General features: G+C 65.6%; 13 protein-coding genes. 4 read left to right on the forward strand and 9 right to left on the reverse strand.

The genetic code is table 11. The annotated features are described in order from the left end of the window. Positions 1–9 precede the first annotated feature (9 nt). Genes tkt through ACOQPE_RS12135 form a run of 3 tightly spaced genes read right to left on the reverse strand, consistent with a single transcriptional unit; the run spans position 10 to position 3,616 of the window. A complete protein-coding gene (tkt, locus tag ACOQPE_RS12125; protein WP_420609161.1) occupies positions 10–1,959 on the reverse strand; it encodes a transketolase in 1,950 nt (649 codons plus the stop codon). Positions 1,960–1,972: 13 nt separating this feature from the next. Next, positions 1,973–3,145: an FIST signal transduction protein gene (locus ACOQPE_RS12130; protein ID WP_420609162.1), complete on the reverse strand. Its 1,173-nt coding sequence runs from the start codon at positions 3,143–3,145 to the stop codon at positions 1,973–1,975. Positions 3,146–3,160: 15 nt separating this feature from the next. Continuing rightward, on the reverse strand, positions 3,161–3,616 hold the full coding sequence (locus ACOQPE_RS12135; RefSeq protein ID WP_420609163.1) for a hypothetical protein: 456 nt from the start codon (positions 3,614–3,616) through the stop codon (positions 3,161–3,163). Between the two features lie 110 nt (positions 3,617–3,726). On the opposite strand from ACOQPE_RS12135, the gene ACOQPE_RS12140 reads away from it, so the two are divergent. After that, complete coding sequence (locus ACOQPE_RS12140) at positions 3,727–4,182, forward strand: nitroreductase family deazaflavin-dependent oxidoreductase (protein WP_420609164.1); 456 nt, start codon at positions 3,727–3,729, stop codon at positions 4,180–4,182. Positions 4,183–4,284: 102 nt separating this feature from the next. Here the strand turns inward: ACOQPE_RS12140 and ACOQPE_RS12145 are convergent, their stop codons facing one another. Beyond that, on the reverse strand, positions 4,285–5,469 hold the full coding sequence (locus tag ACOQPE_RS12145; RefSeq protein ID WP_420609165.1) for a M20 family metallopeptidase: 1,185 nt from the start codon (positions 5,467–5,469) through the stop codon (positions 4,285–4,287). Between the two features lie 119 nt (positions 5,470–5,588). Between ACOQPE_RS12145 and argG the strand changes: the two genes are divergently transcribed. Further along, the gene (gene argG, locus ACOQPE_RS12150) at positions 5,589–6,956 is read left to right on the forward strand and encodes an argininosuccinate synthase (RefSeq protein WP_420609166.1); all 1,368 of its coding nucleotides are present in this window, start codon (positions 5,589–5,591) and stop codon (positions 6,954–6,956) included. A 167-nt stretch (positions 6,957–7,123) separates the two neighbouring features. Here argG and ACOQPE_RS12155 read toward each other — a convergent pair whose 3' ends face one another. The 4 genes from ACOQPE_RS12155 to ACOQPE_RS12170 all read right to left on the reverse strand — a co-directional run bounded on the left by ACOQPE_RS12155 (position 7,124) and on the right by ACOQPE_RS12170 (position 12,758). After that, entirely contained in the window at positions 7,124–8,041 is a 918-nt protein-coding gene (locus tag ACOQPE_RS12155) for a hypothetical protein (RefSeq protein ID WP_420609167.1), read from the reverse strand. Then, a complete protein-coding gene (locus ACOQPE_RS12160; RefSeq protein ID WP_420609168.1) occupies positions 8,038–9,126 on the reverse strand; it encodes a hypothetical protein in 1,089 nt (362 codons plus the stop codon). The genes ACOQPE_RS12155 and ACOQPE_RS12160 overlap by 4 nt, the downstream gene beginning before the upstream one ends. Then, positions 9,123–10,358: an AIPR family protein gene (locus tag ACOQPE_RS12165; RefSeq protein ID WP_420609169.1), complete on the reverse strand. Its 1,236-nt coding sequence runs from the start codon at positions 10,356–10,358 to the stop codon at positions 9,123–9,125. Before ACOQPE_RS12165 ends, ACOQPE_RS12160 begins: the two co-directional genes overlap by 4 nt. 687 nt (positions 10,359–11,045) lie before the next feature. Beyond that, entirely contained in the window at positions 11,046–12,758 is a 1,713-nt protein-coding gene (locus ACOQPE_RS12170; protein ID WP_420609170.1) for a hypothetical protein, read from the reverse strand. Positions 12,759–13,440: 682 nt separating this feature from the next. Here ACOQPE_RS12170 and ACOQPE_RS12175 point away from each other — a divergent pair. Then, entirely contained in the window at positions 13,441–14,751 is a 1,311-nt protein-coding gene (locus ACOQPE_RS12175) for a DNA methyltransferase (protein ID WP_420609171.1), read from the forward strand. Continuing rightward, positions 14,751–15,602: an endonuclease gene (locus ACOQPE_RS12180; protein WP_420609172.1), complete on the forward strand. Its 852-nt coding sequence runs from the start codon at positions 14,751–14,753 to the stop codon at positions 15,600–15,602. Before ACOQPE_RS12175 ends, ACOQPE_RS12180 begins: the two co-directional genes overlap by 1 nt. Before the next feature lie 42 nt (positions 15,603–15,644). Here the strand turns inward: ACOQPE_RS12180 and ACOQPE_RS12185 are convergent, their stop codons facing one another. Continuing rightward, complete coding sequence (locus ACOQPE_RS12185) at positions 15,645–17,915, reverse strand: NADP-dependent isocitrate dehydrogenase (RefSeq protein ID WP_420609173.1); 2,271 nt, start codon at positions 17,913–17,915, stop codon at positions 15,645–15,647. Between the last annotated feature and the right edge of the window lie 34 nt (positions 17,916–17,949).

The raw sequence follows: 17,949 nt of genomic DNA on the forward strand, positions 1-17,949 counted from the left end.
GCTCAGGTTCTACAGCAGTGCGCGGGCTGCGTCGGCGATGGCCGGTGCGGTGAATCCGAAGTGATCCATGAGGTCGCCGCCCGGCGCGCTGGCGCCGAACCGGTTCATGGTGACGGTGGCGTCGGCGTAGCGGTCCCAGCCCATCGCCGAGCCCGCCTCCACGCCGAGCACCGGGACGCCCGGGGGGAACACGGCGGCTCGATACTCGGCCTCTTGGGCCTCGAAGAGATCCCAGCTCGGCATCGACACCACAGAGCTGGCGATGCCGTCCGCGGCGAGCAATGCGGCGGCGTCTGTGCAGCACTGCACCTCGCTGCCGGTGCCCGCCAAGATCACCGCCGGCGCCGGCGTGTCGATCAGCACGTAGGCGCCCAGGGCGACCTGCGACGGTCGGTCGGTGCCGTCGAGCACGGGGACGTTCTGTCGTGTCAGCACCAGCGCGGTGGGGCCGTCTCGCTCGACTGCGATCTGCCACGCCTGGGAAATCTCGTTGGCGTCGGCGGGCCGGATCACGCACAGGCCCGGAATGGCCCGCAGGGAGGCGACGTGCTCGACCGGCTGGTGGGTGGGCCCGTCCTCTCCCACGCCGATGGAGTCATGCGTCCACACGAAGACGGTCTTGGCGCCGCTCAGGGCTGCCAGCCGCACCGCGGGGCGCATGTAGTCGCTGAAGACCAGGAAGGTGCCGACCACCGGCAGCACGCCGCCGTGCAACGCCATGCCGTTGGCGACTGCCCCCATAGCGTGCTCGCGGACGCCGAAGTAGAGCTTGCGCCCGCTCGGATTGGCGGCCGACAGCACCTCGGCGGTCACGTTGGTACCGGTGTTGCCGGTGAGGTCGGCGCCGCCGCTGATGAGGGCGGGCACGGTGTCGAGCGATGCGTCGAGCACGCGATTGGCCGCGACCCGGGTGGCCATCTGGGTGCCGGCTTCGAAGGTCGGAAGATCGGACATCTCGCCGTTCACTGCGCCGGCCGACCAGAGCGCTTCGAGCCAGCCGCGATCGTGGCCGCTGGCTGCGAGCCGAGCCTCCCATTCGACGCGCTCGGTTGCGCCATGTGCGCCGGCTGACCTGTAGGCCTGCACCACGTCGTCGTCGACCACGAACGTCGCTTCTGGGTCCATGCCCATGGCCCGCTTGGCCGCAGCGATCTCCTCGGCGTCGGTGATCGCGCCATGCGCTGCCGACGTGTCGGCCGCTGAGGGCATCGGAAAGCCGATGTGGCTGCGGACGATGATCATCGAGGGACGATCGTTGACCAGCGTGGCCTCGCGGATCGCTCGCTCGAGAGCGTCGGTGTCTTCGGCGGCCTCGCCGAGGTCGGCAACGTGCCAGCCGTACGCCTCGAAGCGACGAGCGGCGTCGTCGCTGAGCGCCAGTTCGGTGGTGCCGTCGATCGTGATGTGGTTGTCGTCGTAGACGGCAACCAGGCGGCCGAGCTGCTGGTGGCCGGCGAGCGATGCTGCCTCGTGGCTGATGCCCTCCATCAGGTCGCCGTCGCTGACGATCACGAACGTGCGATGGTCCACCAAGTCGGCGCCCAGGCGGGAACGCAGGCCGCGCTCGGCCATCGCCATGCCGACGGCGTTGGCGAAGCCCTGTCCCAATGGACCGGTGGTGACCTCCACGCCGGGCGTGAGGCCGTACTCGGGGTGGCCGGGCGTGATCGATCCAAGCTGGCGGAAGTCTCGGATGTCGTCGAGCGTGACGCCGTAGCCCACCAGGTGCGCCATGGCGTAGACGAGCATCGAGGCGTGGCCGGCCGACAGGATGAACCGGTCGCGGTCGGGCCAATCTGGCGCTGCGGCGTCATAGCGCAGGATGCGGCTGAACAGCACATGCGCCAGGGGCGCCAGCGCCATCGCCGTGCCGGTGTGGCCGCTGCGGGCACGCATCACGGCGTCCATCGCCAGTGCCCGGATCGTGTTGATCTGACGTGCTTCGAGGGTGGTGTTCATGACGCTCGGCTCATCATTGCCCATCGGCGTCGGAGAACAGCGCCATCGAAGCGGTGAAACCGTGCACGTACGAGCGGGCGCCGACCGGGCCGATCTCGCCGGCACAAAACATGCCGGCCACCTCAGCCGACGTGTGGTCCGCGAGCGCAGCCGCGTCGTGATGGGGCGCGTCGAACAGGTGGGTGCCCCGGCCGTTGCAGGTGAACAGCAGGGCGCCTTCGGTCTGCGGCGAGTGCGCGAGAGCGGCGCGCAGGTCTTCGTCGGCAGTTACGGCGTCGCGCACATGAAACTGCACCGTCGCGCCGATCGGCGCCTCGTCGCCGATGGCGATGGCGCCGCTGTCACGGTCTGCGCCGAGCACACCGCGGATCAGGAAATCGCCGCGCTCGAAGTCGATCTTGCGCTCGTCGGTCACCCGGCCCACGTGCAGCCCTCGCTGCACGAGGCGCTGGTCGGCGGGATCGAGCTTGGAGAACACCTGCTGCAGCCGCTCGAACGGCGGCATGCCCCCGAGCGACTTCACCACGTTGCCCTCCGCCTCGGTGATGATGTAGGGCTGGCCGATGGGTCGGCACCCCTGCGAGACCAGGTGCGTCACGTTCGCGCTGCCGCCCACGATCAGGGCCGCAGCGCCGTCGCGGTGCACGCTGCCGTCCACGACTATGCGGTTGCCGCCCGGCATCGGTGCTCCAGACGACAGTCCGCCCAGCACGCTCACGTCGGGCCAGCGCTCTGCCCAATGCCCGAGGGCGGCATCGACGGGGTAGGAGTACGGGTCGGCCAGCACGACCATCGAGAGATCGCCGGCGGCGTGCACTTCGTCGAGTGCGGCTGCGAGCGCTTCGTCGTCAGCAACCGGATCGGGTACCGCGCCCAGCCGGACCGCACGCGCCCGCGGCGCATTGCTGCCGCCCAAGCTGCCCACCCACAGCACGGCAGCGGTCTCTTCCTCAATCTCGCGCTCGCCCGCCGCCACCGAGACCGCCGTCGTGCCGATGAATGCACCGGGATTCAGCAGCTCGACCACTGCCGCGGCAATCTCATCGGTGTTGCCCATGTGTTCGCCGGAGGTGAACAGCACGGCGACGTCGGGCTGCACTCCCAGCGTCTCGAGCACCCGCCCCACGATCTCGCCGGTCGCGATGCCGGGATCGGCGTGCTGGGAGAAGCCGACGGTGAACGGCATGCGTGCCCGGCCCGCCTAGCTGTCCTGCTGTGCAGGCGTGCCGGTCCAGCCGCCCGCGGCCGGCCCTGCCGTCGGCGGCTCGGGCTCGTCGGCGGGCGGGTTCATGGTGAGGGGAACGATCAGCACCTCGCCCTGGTCAACGCGGCAGTGGGCCTCGATCGTCGACGGCTCGTCGAAGGTCAGCTCGGCCTGCACGAGGTTGTAACCGAACTTGCCGGGCTCGACGCTGAGCGGCTGCACGTTGCGCGCCATCTGCTCGTCGCCGCGCATGAACCTCACTTCCAGCGCCGCCAATCCGGTGTGCGAGGCCCCGCAGCGCACCAGCACGAGCATGTGCGGCGTGATGGTCACCGGGAACGGGCCGGGAGCCGCCATCGAGAAGTGAACGCCGCCCAGATCGATGCGGGCCGCGCCGCCCGCGGCCTGGCGCATGTCGAAGTGCTCGATGAACAGCGCGGACATGATCTGCACGCTGTGGATCGTAGGCGTGCAGCACACCTGTCAGGCGAACGCATTTCGGCGCGATGCCCAGCGGAAGAGCCTCAGGCGAAGCCGTGGCGTACTGCCGTAGATTGCCCGGCATGGCACACAGCGAGAAGTTCGACGGCGAATACGGACCCAGCACCTGGGACTGGGTGAAGGAGCAGGCCAATGTGTACGAGGCCTCTTCGGGCACCGAGGCGAACACGCTGCGCGATACCGGGCTGCCGATCATCGTCATGACGACCGTCGGGCACCGCACCGGCCTCGTGCGCAAGGTGCCGCTGATGCGCGTGGAGCACGAGGGCGAGTACGCGATCGTCGGCTCCAAGGGCGGCGCCCCGGCGCATCCGGGCTGGTACCACAACCTGATGGCAGACCCGGCGGTGCTCATCCAGGACGGACCTGAGCCATTCGAGACCACGGTGCGCCTCATCAGCGGGGCCGAGCGTGAGGCGTGGTGGGAACGGTGCGTCGAAGCGTTCCCGCCCTACGCGGAGTACCAAGCCAAGACAGATCGCGAGATCCCGGTATTCATCTCGGCCCGCGCCAGTTGATCGGGCCACAGCTTCGCGCTGCGCTGCCCGCTCTTGTTCCCAATTTCAATTGGACACGGGCTCACGGGCCGCTCGGGCCACGGCTTCACCCTCGGCTCAGCCTCAACGGGCGAACAGTTGGCGGTAGACGTCGGCTGCGCGTTCGAGCTCTGCGATCTCCACCCATTCGGTCGCCTGGTGGGCCTGATCGATGGAACCCGGGCCGAACACCACGATCTGGTCGGCCACCTCGCCGTAGCGCAGCGCATTCGTGCCGAAGTCGGCCACGGCCGGGCCGTGGCCTGACATCTCCGCCAGGGCGGTGACCAAGTCGCTCCCGGGGGCTTGAAAGAACGCGTTCTCGCCCAAGCCGTTCGCCAGCTCCACCTTCACCCGCGCGGGCAGCGCTGCGGCGCGCACCAAGTCGGTGAGGCGGGTGAGTTCGGTTCGGTAGTCCTCGCCGTCGGCGATGCGCCTGCCGATGTACAACTCGCAATGGTCGGGAATGATGTTGCGGGCCCGCCCGCCTCCCATTTCGTTGACCGACACCGTGCCAGCCCCGAGCACACCGACATCCCGCTGGTTCGCCAAGCGCTCTTGCTCGGCATCAATGGCGGCGATGATGCGGGCGCCGGCGGACAGCGCATTGATGCCCAGGTGGGGTTTGGAGGAGTGCGCTGCACGCCCCTCGACCTCGACTTCGAGGCCGAGCCCGCCCTTGTGGCCGTACACCGGCACGCACATTGTCGGCTCGGCGACGACGATCTGCTCGCGGCGCTCGTTGCGCTCCAGCAGGCGGTCGCGGTATGCCCCGGCGCCGGCCAGGCCGCCGCCTTCCTCGGAGACTGTGCCGACCAGCTCGACCGTGCACATCGGCTGCTGACCGGCGGCAGCCATCTCGGCCAGTACGGCGAGCACCACGGCCATCGTCGCTTTGGTGTCGACCGATCCTCGCCCCCAGACCCGACCTTCGCTGATCCGGCCCTCGAAGGGATCGCCCTCCATGTGCTCGACACCAACGGTGTCGAGGTGCACGTCGATGGCCAGCATGCGCTCGGTGCGGCCGGTGAAGCGGGCATACACGTTGGGACGCCCGGGCTCGATCTCGTCGAGCTCAACCTCGGCGCCCAACGCTGCTGCTCGTTCGGCCACCCAGTTGGCCATATCGGCCTCGGCAACAGTGCCCGAGCGCGGCCCGTGGTGCATCGGGTTGACACTGGGAATGCGCACCATGTCGCTCAGCAGCTCGGCTATGGATTGGCCGGTGGCAGTGCCGTTCGTGGTGCCTGTTGCCTCGCTGTCGCTCATGAGTCACCCCTTCGTGGCGGAGCGTACGCGCAGCGCGATCAGAACGCAGTGAACGGCAGCGTGGGGTTCGCCGAAAAGCACAGTCGATGTGGCAGTCGAAAGCCGTACCGTTGTGGCCTATGTCGACTGGACCTGCATCTGCTGGCGGTTCGCGCGTGCTGGCCGAGCTCCCCGTGGGGGAGCGGGTCGGCATCGCGTTCTCCGGCGGGCTCGACACCTCTGCAGCGGTGGCGTGGATGAACGAGCGCGGCGCGCTCGTGTGCGCCTACACGGCCGATCTGGGCCAGTACGACGAGCCCGACTTGTCGGGTGTGCCACAGCGGGCACTCGACTACGGCGCCCACGCAGCACGCTTGGTGGACTGCCGAGCGGAACTGGTGCGAGAGGGCTTGATGGCGCTGCAATGCGGCGCGTTCCACATCTCGACAGCCGGCCGCACGTACTTCAACACCACGCCGCTGGGCCGGGCGGTGACTGGCACGATGCTGGTGGCAGGGATGGCCGAAGACGGCGTGGACATCTGGGGCGACGGCTCGACGTACAAGGGCAACGACATCGAGCGCTTCTACCGCTACGGCCTGCTGGTCAACGCCGGGCTGCGCATCTACAAGCCCTGGCTGGACGCGGCGTTCGTGGACGAGCTGGGCGGCCGGGCTGGGATGAGCGAGTTCCTGGTGTCGCGCGGGCTGCCGTACCGGGACCCCACCGAGAAGGCCTATTCCACCGACGCGAACATCTGGGGCGCCACCCACGAGGCCAAGCAGCTGGAGGACTTGGGCACGTCGATGGAGATCGTTGAGCCGATCATGGGCGTCGCCCACTGGGATCCGGCGGTCGGAATCGACGCTGAGGACGTCACGATCCGCTTCGAGGCTGGTTGGCCTGTTGCCATCGGTGGGCGGGAGTTCTCGGCATCAGACGCAGAGGGCAGCGATCACGTTGCGCTGGTGCTGGAAGCCAACGCCGTCGGCGGGCGCCACGGACTCGGCATGAGCGACCAGATCGAGAACCGCGTCATCGAGGCCAAATCGCGTGGCATCTACGAAGCGCCGGGCATGGCGCTGCTGCACATCGCGTATGAGCGGCTGCTGTCAGCGATCCACAACGAAGCCACACTCGACAACTACCGCACGATGGGCCGCCGTCTGGGTCGGCTGCTGTACGAGGGCCGCTGGTTCGACCCCCAGGCGCTGATGCTGCGCGACTCGCTGCTGCGCTGGCTGGGCTCGTCCGTTTCGGGCGAGGTCACGCTGCGGCTGCGCCGTGGCGATGACTACTCGGTGCTCGACACGACCGGCCCTGCGCTCACCTACGCGGCAGATCGACTGTCGATGGAACGAGTCGAGGACGCAGCGTTCGGCCCAGGCGACCGCATCGGGCAGCTCACCATGGCGAACCTGGACATAGCCGACAGCAGGGACAAGCTCGCGGCTTATCGCGACACCGGCCGGCTCGGCCCCGGGGGGCTGGCCGAGCTCGATACCTAACCGCTGCGAGAGCCGTGAATGGCTTACGGCTGCCGAGCGCTGCTTCATAACCAGCGGTGAGGTCGAATCAGGGACGCACGCGCAGCTAACTTGCTGGGACCGACTAATCGAGCACCTCGATCATCCTGTCGAGTGTGAGCGTCGTCAAGAGCACGCATTCGGTTAGCTCACTCAGCCGATGCGCCTCGTGCGCCACCACGGCTGAGTCTGAGGACGATGGCACCGATGACGTGCACAGTGAGCCACGCATCGGGGCGCTCGGCAGAGCTGTCGCTGGGATGCGCGCTGCCGAAGTTTCCACGGTCTGCTGTGAGCCAGCCTTCAAGAGGCTTGTCGTGCTTAGCCAAGAGCCCCTTATCGATCGCGACGGCGATCTGCTTGGAGAGCCTGTCGGAGCCGTTGCCGCAGTCGAGCGCGGCGAGCACGGACTGCAGCGCCGTACATGCTTTGGTGATGGCTTCGTCAGGCTGGCGATGCTGGATCGCCGTAAGGGCTTCGCGGTATGTGTTCTCGGCATCGGCGAAGCGCTGATCGCCGGTGAGGTACTCAAATGCGGGCACCAAGATCTCTCGGTCCGCGATGCTGCCGCTGCGAGGCAGGAAGTTCCCACCGGCGAAGACGAACCCGATTCGATGGTCTTCGAGGATCTCGTTGATCCTGTCCTGAAAGTGTTGCCGCGCTCTGGAGCGCCTCTCGATGAACTCCTCGTCGATGACCGCTTGCCAGCGCCACACACCCTCGATCAGCCCGAAGATGACGAGGAGATCTTGGCCTGGGTCCCTGATGCTGGCCACGAAATCGTCGACATCCTGACGCCCGAACAACTCGGGAACTTCGCCGGCCCGACTCACGACTCCTGCGGCATCCGAGACGTCTTGTGTAATGGCGCTCAGCAGCGTCCGCACGCCGCCTTCGTGAATGTCATCCCATAGTTGGTCTCGGACGCGAGCTGCGAGCTTGGTGCGTGTCTTCAGATCGAGCTGCTCGGTCCACAGGCTCTCGCCGGCCGCCTCGCGCTCGGCTGTTGCGCGTCGTAGCTCACGAATGGGATAGGGAATCCATGGCTGCTCGGTTGGCTCGGTCACGGCTGGCTGAATTGGTCAACTATGTGTTGCCCAAATTGTCGGGTCAGCGATGCGGCCAGCATCACGGCTGACAGCGACCTGTACTCGCTGAAGACTCCTGTCTGACCTACGCAGTGACTTGTCGGATTCCGTGAGAACTGGTCCGGCGGCGGTTTCCCGCTCTCTGGCTTCCACGACACGAAGGCGGCGTCGACGGGTTGAAGCGCAAGCCACCAACGCAGCCTGTTGATTGGTACGTTGTCCAGCGGTTTGCTTGGGAACTCACGCCTGAATCGCTTTGGTATGACTTCGAGCACGCTGGTGATGACGCCCGCGGCGTGCGACTGGGCGGCGGAGCTGTGTCCATCGGCGATGGCACCGACTGCGAATCGGCACTGATCGGCCAGCTCGCCGTCCAGGCCTACGAGCACGTCCCGGCAGTCCTCCACGATCGCCTCGCGGTGGTACAGCAGCACCTGTCGACGTGTCGTAGCGTCTGGTGCCGCCAGGAGCTCCTGAACGATCTCAGCGCGCGGTACTCCACACACGGCGATGCCCTCCGCTCTTGCGATCCTCGCTGCCTGATCAAGGCTCGCCAGTCCACGTAAGTTCGGCGGATAGCAGTACTCCAGCCGCTGCCACAGGTCCGCGAACGAACGCAACGAAGCGGACACGAGTGCTTCGGTGGAGCGGCCAATGCGCGCAAGAGGCGCAAGGGTGAGCGGCGTGCCGAGCCGGCGCACGCTCGCTTCTGCAGTGAGCGCGGAGCTCGCCACCAACTGCTTCGACAAGCGGCTGAGAAGGGTGATCTCCCGGGCCACGGCAGCCGTCTTGTCGAAGCGCGTTGCTGCGCCGAGTGATTCTGACCACATCGCCACGGTCCGTGTTAGCTCGACGATCCCGGAATGGACCGCTGAGCGGCGCGAGACAGCGGCCGCCAACTCAGCGATGTGATTCGATCCGACGACGGCCTTCGCGGCTGCTGCCAATGCGATTTGTCGATGGCAGTGTTGCAGTGACCGGATCTGAGCCGACCCGGTGATGGTGCGGACATAGGAAGAGTTGGTGCCAACGATGCCAGCGTGAAGCACATCGGTGGGTCTCATATGGCACCTCGTCGCTCTGCGTCAATCACCGCCAGTTCCTTGTAGACCGACCCCCACAGCGCCGGTGAGCGGCCGGCCGCGTGCAGGTCTCTGCCTGTGGTGTCCCAGTGTTCATAAAAGGTGCGCAGCAATTGCCCGCCAGCGGCTTCCCAGAGTTCCATAACCTCGTCGAAGTCGTTGCGCCACATGACAGGCCGGTAACGGCCAACCGATTCAGCTGTCTTGTCTTGGACGAGCAGCAGCCGGAAGCTGGCGAGAATTGGGAAAGTCGCCGGCCGCCGGAGGCGCTTCTGCGAGCGCATGTCGGGCAAGAACGGGAATTCGAAGCCCGAACGGCCCTCCTTCACCTTCTCGACCATGTCGAGGTGTCCGTACTTGCCGCCGCTGCCGGAGACTCCGCCGATTTCCTGCCAGCGATTCTCTGAGTCATAGGCAATCCAGTCGTGCAGCTGCAAGATGTCCCTGATCACCGGCGTGAGTCTGTGATAGCGGTGCGGGTCGCTTCGGAAGCGGTCCAGCATCGACTTCTTGCGTCTGTATGCGTCCACCGGGTGGCTGCTGCGATCGGGGTGGCTCTCGATGTCGAAGCACGAGATCGCAGCGATGACATCGACCACATCGATGTCGCCGTCATCGCCCTCGTGCCACGCCACGCGTTCAACCCAGCCGTCGACTTCGAGTTCGTCTTTCAGGAACTGGAACTTGCCCTCCAAGTCGGCGAGCGATTTGTCCTGCACCTGCATGCTGGTGTTTCGGCCACCGGCGATCTCAGTAACAAGACTCTCGGTGTCGAGACCGGTCATCACTTCGAGCTTGATGAATGCGTTCTTGGGGATTGCGTTCGATTTGTTCGCTTCTTGGACGATCTCGTAAGAATGACCGCCGTCGACGATGCCGTACATTCCGTCGTCCGCGAAGTGCAGTTCGAATACGTCAAGGCCTGCGGGATGCAGCTCCCGGCTCTTCTTCACCGCTGATGCGACGAGCGTCAGGCCGCGGTGCTTGAGATGGAAACTGCCTGGGATGCTGTCGTCGTCTTGGCGCAGCGATCGCGACACGGTCCGGTACACCGGCCTGTTGATCTGCGGTTCTCTCGGGTTCGCATTGAGCGGCAGGCCGTCTGGCAGCTCGCTCGCCGGAACCAGCATGAAATGGGTCTCAGCCCCAGGGAAGTTGGGGTCTTGCATTCGCCGCGACCACTTTGCGGCGACTTGAACAACGCGATCACTCATCGCATCGTCTCCTCTCTTGAGCGCCCGCCTCTGCAGGCCTCACTTGTCGGTAGTCGCTCTCAGCAGCCGCCGAGGCAACGAAGCCACTTTATCGGCCCCACGCACGCTCGTAGAGGAACCGCGCGCATCAGGCTTGGCGTGCGCGACTGGCTGGGGCTACATCTCCCATGGCCACCTTCAAGGACCTCCCCGGACGATCGCGAGTCGCGCCGGACCTGCCGAAGCGGCGTATTACCGCAACCCCGGCGTCTACAAGAAACCGTCGCCAAGTGGCTCCAATTGGCGCACCGCGATACTGCGACCCTCATAGATGCCTGTCGTCACAACCGCTACCGCAGCTCGAGGGATGCTCGACGAGTCCGGGCGGCGGTTGAATGACGACATCTGCGTGAAGGAGGTCTGTGGGCTTGGCCAAGAAGCGCAAACGTCGACGGCAGCCTGCGAACCGCGCTCGGTTCTCAGGTCCGAGTCCGTTCGCGGCCGTGTGTTCCTTCTTGCTCCGTAAGGCGCCGTTGTCGCTCCCGGACGAGTCGATCCTGCGCGGCCAGGAGAAATCGCCTCGAAGCCGGGTGTTGAGGACGACTATCTTGGGGTCGAGGGTCGGGCGATCCGGGTTCGCCTCGCCCCAAGTGTCGCGCCATGCGCACTGGTCGTTATTCCACTTGCCGCCAACGGTAGAGGTAGATCTCAGTCGGGGATTATCCATTCGGTGATTGGCTGCACGTCCACGGAAGCTAGGTCGACGAGCCAGCCGATGGGGTTGGTGGCAGGTCGATGCCCCGCCTCGATTCCGGCTCTCCATCCGATACAGCTGGCGATTGCTTTGGCCAGATCGTTGTCGCCGACCGCTTTGGCGGCTTGTCGCAGGCTTGCGAGCTCGCGTCGGGTGTTCCCGAAGGGTTTGGTCTCGTCCGCCAGGAGCTGGAGCGCTTGCACGGCAAGCGCCTTACGTACCTGGGCTTCTGTGAAGGCCGGTGCACCGTCGATCGTTGCCCGGTGCCACGCGGTCAGGAATGCGGCCGAGCGGGCCGTTTCCCCGGCGACCTGTGACCATTCCTTGAGCTCTTGGACAGGGATACGTATCTCGTGATCGCCGCTGTTCGTGGTGAGCCGAATGGTGAGACGACTGTGGTTGCCCAGATGGGTCGAAGCCAGAGGCCCGACTTCTGCGAACTTGACCGGCCGTGTGCTTCGCGCCTCGATGACGGCTTCGTCGTCTTCGAGGCGCAAGCCGGCATTGTCCCAGCCGAGCAGTCCTTCTGCGAGGGAGCGGATCAGGAACGGTGACGTGCCATCGGCGTGATCGCCGACGCAGCGGCCGGTAACGAGCGCGAGTGCCATGTCCATGACACCGCATGCTTCGCTGATCGCGAGCACCGCGTCGCACAATTCGTCAGTCGACATCACCTTTGGTGGATGGCCCTGCGCTGCGCATCTTGCAGGGCACAGCTCGATCATGCCGTCGGATCGGACCGAGTAATCGCGGTGAGCAAAGGCGTTGCGGATATCGGAATCGCCCAGTAGCGGAGCGACAGCCCAGCCCTTCTGGCTCGCGACCCGAGTCAGCGCAGCGACATCGCTCGCTTGGGTCGACTCGAACTGCCGACTTGTGGTTGCCGCACATGCGATGCCGAGGTGCAGCTTGAGTGGCTGTTCGACGAGCCGGTGGCCGAAGTCCAACATCTCGGTGGCGCGCTGGCGCTGGGACTCAGAATCGCCCTCTTGGACGGCCAACCGTGCCGCGTGCAACAGATCGTCCAATGCGTCGGTGGCGCGCTGTTTGAAGATCTCGGTCTCGGCGATCTCGACGACTCGGTCTCGATGACGGGCGAGCAGCGATTGATGCTGTGCGGCGCGGCACCAAAACGTGCCCTCGTCTGAGGTCGATGCGAAGATGAAGTCCCACAGCAACGCCAAGATACCGACGCTGACTTGATCTGAGGTCAGCCCGTGATCCTCGAGGATCGCTCGGCCGCGGGCTTCCGCTGCCACCATGTCGTCGCCGATCGCGAAGCGAATCCAAGTGGCTACAGCATTGTCCGACATTGCAAGCCCGGTGATCTGGTCGGACAGCTCGTTGCATCGAGAGATCGCGGCGGTCGCTGTGTCCAGGTGCTCCTGCAGCTGGGGCTCGAGATGTTGGGCATCTGATCCTCGACGCGCTTCGAGCATTGCGACGGTGACATCGAAGACCGCTATCAGGTGCTCGACCGTGATCTTCACGTGCCGCGCGTAGGCACTCAGCGGTCTCAGCTGAGGCGTCTCGCTGACCCAGGCTTCGAGGTCGGCAATGTCTGCTGCGATCTGTTGCAGCTCATCCGGTCGGGCCTTGCGGGTGCGGGAAATTGCGTCGGCGCCCCGCGAGACTCGATCCGGGAGCTGCACGAGCAGCGGCGACACGAGCATTTCCAATGGCGAAGCGTCGGGAGCTCGACCAGGCGACGCCCGTTTCTGCTTGACCAGTTCGAGTGCCCGCAGGCGACTCTGATGCTGCAGATCGACTTCGGCCGGCGCAGCCCGAGCTCCACATGTCGGACAATCGAGTCCCCGCTGCCGGTGCTCGCCGCACCCCTGACAGTCGATCAACTCGAAACTGATCTGGAACCTCACCGTCCCGCGACCATAACGACGAACTCCTGAGCCGTGCGAGATATTTTCTGTGCTTCATCGCACATGAGCAGTCGCTGCGGCGGTACGACTCCCGATCTCATCGCGGACGTCAAGTCGCACTGCGGTAGCGATCTGAGTGGCTTCGCACCTGGAACCGCGAACGGCCCGCGGTGGCGCAACTGATGGCCACCGCCGATATGAGTCCGGGTGGCCTCGTTCCGGTAGCTACACCTGCGTCATGCGGGCTGACTGACGAGTGCCCGCTCGCTGCATCTCAGCCCTGCTCTTGGCTGACTCGGTAGCGGTTGGGCCGTTCGGCCAACGAACACCGGGCCTGTAACACCCCATACATACGTTCTTAGCCGGATCAGCAACGCGAGGGGCGGCCATGAGACGTACGACGACCAGTGAGGCACCGGGTCGGGAACAGGATCACCTACCCGGGATGGGAGTGTGGTCTACGGTCGGCAGCGTGGTTGCGGCACCTCGGCCCCCAACTAACGGGGCGATGAATTCGTTGCTCCAGTGTGATGCCCCTGCCCATGGCTGGTACCGATTCGTGCTGTCGTTTCCGCCCCACTTGGTGCGTGACTACGCGGGCCGGTTCGAGCTTGGAGATGACGCAGTTGTGCTCGATCCGTTTTGCGGGACCGGCACGACCTTGGTGGAATCAAAGAAGTTGGGCATCGCGAGCATCGGCGTCGAAGCGATGCCGATGTCGAAGTTCGCAGCCGAAGTGAAGACCGATTGGTCTCCAGACCCTGATGCGTTGGCGAGCCATGCGGACTTGGTTGCCGAGAAGGCTTCGGCAACATTGGCAGCGGATCAGCTGAGCGATGAGCTCGGCGCATCGACGGCCGAGGGCCTTCTCTTGCGAGGCCTGGATGCTGACGCTGCCAAGCTGCTCATCAAGCACTCCATCAGCCCGCTGCCGTTGCACAAGGCGCTTGTGCTGCGCGAAGCGCTACGGGGCGAACATGCGGCAGGCATCTCGGACCACGAGATGCTCGCCTTCGCCCGTGTACTCCCGACTGAGGTAGGCAACCTCCGATTCGGCCCCGAGGTGGGCGTCGGCACGATACGGGACGATGCAGCAGTCGTGGCCCCATGGCTGGATCGGGTGCGGTCGATGGTTGAGGACCTGCGCGTGCTGGCGGAGCGGAACGAGACAGCTGCCAATATCGTTGCTGGAGATGCGCGGGCTGTCGCATCGTGTGTGCCAGCCGAGAGCGTGGACGCTGTCATTACCTCGCCCCCCTACCCCAATGAGAAGGACTACTCGCGAACTGTCCGTCTTGAGTCGGTGCTGTTGGGCTACCTCACCGATCGAGCAAGCTTGCGCAGCACCAAGCGCGAACTACTCCGTTCGAACACGCGCGGCGTCTACCGCGATGACGATGACTCTGCTTGGGTCGCGGACGACACGCGGGTGCAGGAGCTGTCCGCCCAGATTGAGGAACGTCGAATCGCTCTAGGCAAGGACTCGGGCTTCGAGCGCATGTACCACCGCGTGACGAAGCTCTACTTCGGTGGCATGGCGCGTCATCTGTTGTCGCTGCGAGACGTGTTGCGGCCCGGTGCCCGCCTCGCATACGTCGTTGGTGATCAGGCGTCCTATCTGCGAGTGATGATCCGCACCGGTCAGATTCTCGCCTCCATTGCCGAGCGGTGTGGTTACGAGGTAGAAGGCATCGATCTGTTCAGGACGCGACCGGCCACGGCGACGCGGGACCAGCTTCGCGAGGAGGTCCTCGTGTTGCGATGGCCCGGCGGCAAGAGCTGATGAGCGATGAGGCGTCGTCGGCGTCGGGCACCCTGGCCCAGCGAATTGTTGGCAAGATCTTTGCCGAGAAGTTCCAACCGGGCCTGGACGAGGTGCCCTTCACCAGAGACGAGATCATCGCGGCCGCTGCAGACCTCGGCGAGAAGCGGCCCAAGAACGTCGGCGATGTCGTCTACTCACTGAAGTATCGCACGCCTTTGCCAGCCTCGATTCTGGAAGCGGCACCGTCAGGACTCGATTGGGCGATATTTCCCGGCGGCAATGCCGTGTATGTGCTGCGCCTCGTGCCCGTGAACGTGATTGAGCCCCGTCAGGGTTTGACGATGGTCAAGATCCCAGATGCGACGCCGGGCGTGATCTCGATGTACTCAATGTCAGACGAGCAGGCCTTGCTGGCTCGCGTCCGCTACAACCGGTTGCTTGACGTGTTCACTGGTTTGACTTGCTATCCGCTTCAGAGTCACTTGCGGACGACAATTGAGATCGACGATGTCATCTCGGGGGAGCCGAGCAGTTCTCAGGTCGAGACGGACGAACTCTACGTCGGTGTCGATACTCATGGAGCTCACTTTGTCCTGCCGGTGCAGGCCAAGGGCGGAACCGATGTGTTGAGTGTCATCCAGATCTGGCAGGACTTCCGGGTCGCCGAGCAGAAATTCACTGAGCTTCAACCGCGACCAATCGCTGCTCAATTCATGCAAGACGATGACATTGCGCTCTTCGAGTTTGCTGAGCGCGATGGGGAGATCACCATTGCGCGTGAGCGCCACTACCGGCTCGTCGATGCGGATCAGCTGTCGCCTGATGACCTGCAGTCGTATCGGGCGGCTTCTGAGCTAGACACGCACTGAGCTGGCACGGGGGACCTGATCGCGACGCTGCGACGGCGCGAGTCAGTTCCCGGTGCTGCTGCGGAAGCCGTCGAGGATGTCGTTGAAGGTGGCGCTCGGCCGCATGGCGGCTTCGGCAAGTGCGGGGTCGGGCAGGTAGTAGCCGCCGAGGTCGACCGGCACTCCCTGGCACTCCACCAGCTCGTCAACGATCTGGCTCTCATTGGCGGCCAATGCTGCCGCCAGCGGGGCGAATCGTTCGGCGAGGTCGGCGTCGGTGCCCTGGCGGGCCATCTCGTCGGCCCAGTGCTTCGCGAGATGGAAGTGGCTGGCGCGGTTGTCGGGCTCGTTGACGCGGCGGCTGGGAGCACGGCCTTCGGCGAGCCATGTGCCGATCGCAGCGTCGAGGGTGTCAGCGAGCAGTTGCGCGACGGGGTTGCCGGCTATGCGGCCCAAGTGCTCGAGCGACACCGCCAGGGCCAGGAACTCACCCAGGCTGTCCCAGCGGAGGTGGTTCTCGGCCACCATCTGCTGGACATGCTTGGGCGCCGAGCCACCGGCACCCGTCTCGAAGAGGCCGCCGCCGGCCATGAGCGGCACGACCGAGAGCATCTTGGCCGACGTGCCCAGCTCGAGGATCGGGAACAGGTCGGTGTTGTAGTCGCGCAACACGTTGCCCGTGACCGAGATGGTGTCCTCCCCGCGCCGGATGCGCTCCAGCGAGAAACGGCAGGCATCGGCCGGGGCCAAGGTCCTGATGTCGAGCTCGCCGATCGAGGCGTCGTCAGCCTGCCGTTGCGCCAGTCGCGCATCGACCTTGGCGATGAGCTGCGCATCGTGGGGCCGTTCGGCATCGAGCCAGAACACCACCGCGGCTCCGGTGAGCTGACCTCGCTCGATGGCCAGATCGACCCAGTTGGCGATGGCTGCGTCGTTGGTGGTGCACATGCGCCAGATGTCGCCCTCGGCGACCCGGTGGCTCATCAGCACCTCGCCGGACTCGGTGACCACGCGCATGGTCCCCGCGGCGTCCACCTCGTAGGTCTTGTCGTGACTGCCGTACTCCTCGGCCTTCTGGGCCATGAGGCCCACGTTGGGCACCGAGCCCATGGTCGTCGGGTCGTATGCGCCGTTGGCGCGGCAGTCGTCGATCACCGCTTGATAGATGCCCGCGTAGCTGGAGTCGGGGATGACGGCCTTGGTGTCGTGCTGGTTGCCCTCGGCGTTCCACATCTGGCCCGACGACCGGATCATGGCCGGCATGGAGGCGTCCACGATGACATCGCTGGGCACGTGCAGGTTGGTGATGCCGCGATCGGAGTCGACCATGGCCAAGCCGGGGCGCTCGGCAAGCGTGGCGGCGATGTCGGCCTCGATGGCCTTGCGCTGTGCTGCCGGCAGCGATTCGACGGCGGCCAGCACGTTGGCCCAGCCGTCATTGGGGTCTGCACCGGCGGCCGCGAGTGCTTCGGCGTGCCGGTCGAACACCGGTGCGAAGAACGCCCGCACTGCATGTCCGAAGACAATCGGATCGGCGACCTTCATCATGGTGGCCTTGAGGTGCAGCGAGAACAGCACGCCACCCGAGCGGGCGTCGGCGATCTGATCATCGAGGAACTCGCGCAGCGCGGCGACCGACATGAACGTGGAGTCGACGACATCGCCGGCGCCCACGGGGACTTTGCGCATCAGGCGCACGTTCCCGTCGTTGTCCACATGCTCGATGCTCAGCGAGCCGGCGCCGCCCGCCGTAACTGACTGCTCATTCGAGCGAAAGTCGCCGCCGGACATCGTCGCCACGTGGCTCTGGCTCTGCGGTGACCAGGCGCCCATCGAGTGGGGGTACTGGCGCGCGTATTCCTTCACGGCGCGGGGTGCGCGGCGGTCGGAGTTGCCTTCGCGCAGCACAGGGTTCACCGCCGAGCCCTTCACCCGATCGAAGCGCTCGCGGATCTCGCGCTCGGAGGCGTCTGCGGGGTCGTCGGGATAGTCGGGGACTGCGTAGCCCTTCGATTGCAGCTCGGCGACGGCGTCCTTGACCTGGGGGACCGAGGCGGAGATGTTGGGCAGCTTGATGATGTTGGCGCCGCGGTCCTGGGTCCACGCGCCGAGTTCGCTCAGCGCATCGCCGATCCGCTGGTGTGGCTCGAGCATGTCACCGAAGGCCGCAATGATCCGCCCTGCCAGCGAGATGTCACGCGTCTCGACATCGACGCCTGCAGCGTCGGTGAACGCGGTGATGATCGGCAGCAGCGAATAGGTGGCCAGCGCTGGCGCCTCGTCAGTGTGGGTGTAGACGATCTTCGAACCAGAGTCGTTGGGCGAGGAAGACATAGCGATTGGACGCTACCGCCCGCCGGGGAGCCGC

The sequence above is a fragment of the Candidatus Poriferisodalis sp. genome (assembly GCF_965219595.1).
Taxonomy (GTDB): domain Bacteria; phylum Actinomycetota; class Acidimicrobiia; order Acidimicrobiales; family Poriferisodalaceae; genus Poriferisodalis.

Excerpts from the sequence above, each read along its gene's own strand:
- ACOQPE_RS12130 (WP_420609162.1), bottom strand. The coding sequence starts at position 3,145 with ATGCCGTTCACCGTCGGCTTCTCCCAGCACGCCGATCCCGGCATCGCG.
- ACOQPE_RS12165 (WP_420609169.1), bottom strand. The coding sequence starts at position 10,358 with ATGAGTGATCGCGTTGTTCAAGTCGCCGCAAAGTGGTCGCGGCGAATG.
- ACOQPE_RS12180 (WP_420609172.1), top strand. The coding sequence starts at position 14,751 with ATGAGCGATGAGGCGTCGTCGGCGTCGGGCACCCTGGCCCAGCGAATT.
- ACOQPE_RS12160 (WP_420609168.1), bottom strand. The coding sequence starts at position 9,126 with ATGAGACCCACCGATGTGCTTCACGCTGGCATCGTTGGCACCAACTCT.
- argG (WP_420609166.1), top strand. The coding sequence starts at position 5,589 with ATGTCGACTGGACCTGCATCTGCTGGCGGTTCGCGCGTGCTGGCCGAG.
- tkt (WP_420609161.1), bottom strand. The coding sequence starts at position 1,959 with ATGAACACCACCCTCGAAGCACGTCAGATCAACACGATCCGGGCACTG.
- ACOQPE_RS12145 (WP_420609165.1), bottom strand. The coding sequence starts at position 5,469 with ATGAGCGACAGCGAGGCAACAGGCACCACGAACGGCACTGCCACCGGC.
- ACOQPE_RS12185 (WP_420609173.1), bottom strand. The coding sequence starts at position 17,915 with ATGTCTTCCTCGCCCAACGACTCTGGTTCGAAGATCGTCTACACCCAC.
- ACOQPE_RS12140 (WP_420609164.1), top strand. The coding sequence starts at position 3,727 with ATGGCACACAGCGAGAAGTTCGACGGCGAATACGGACCCAGCACCTGG.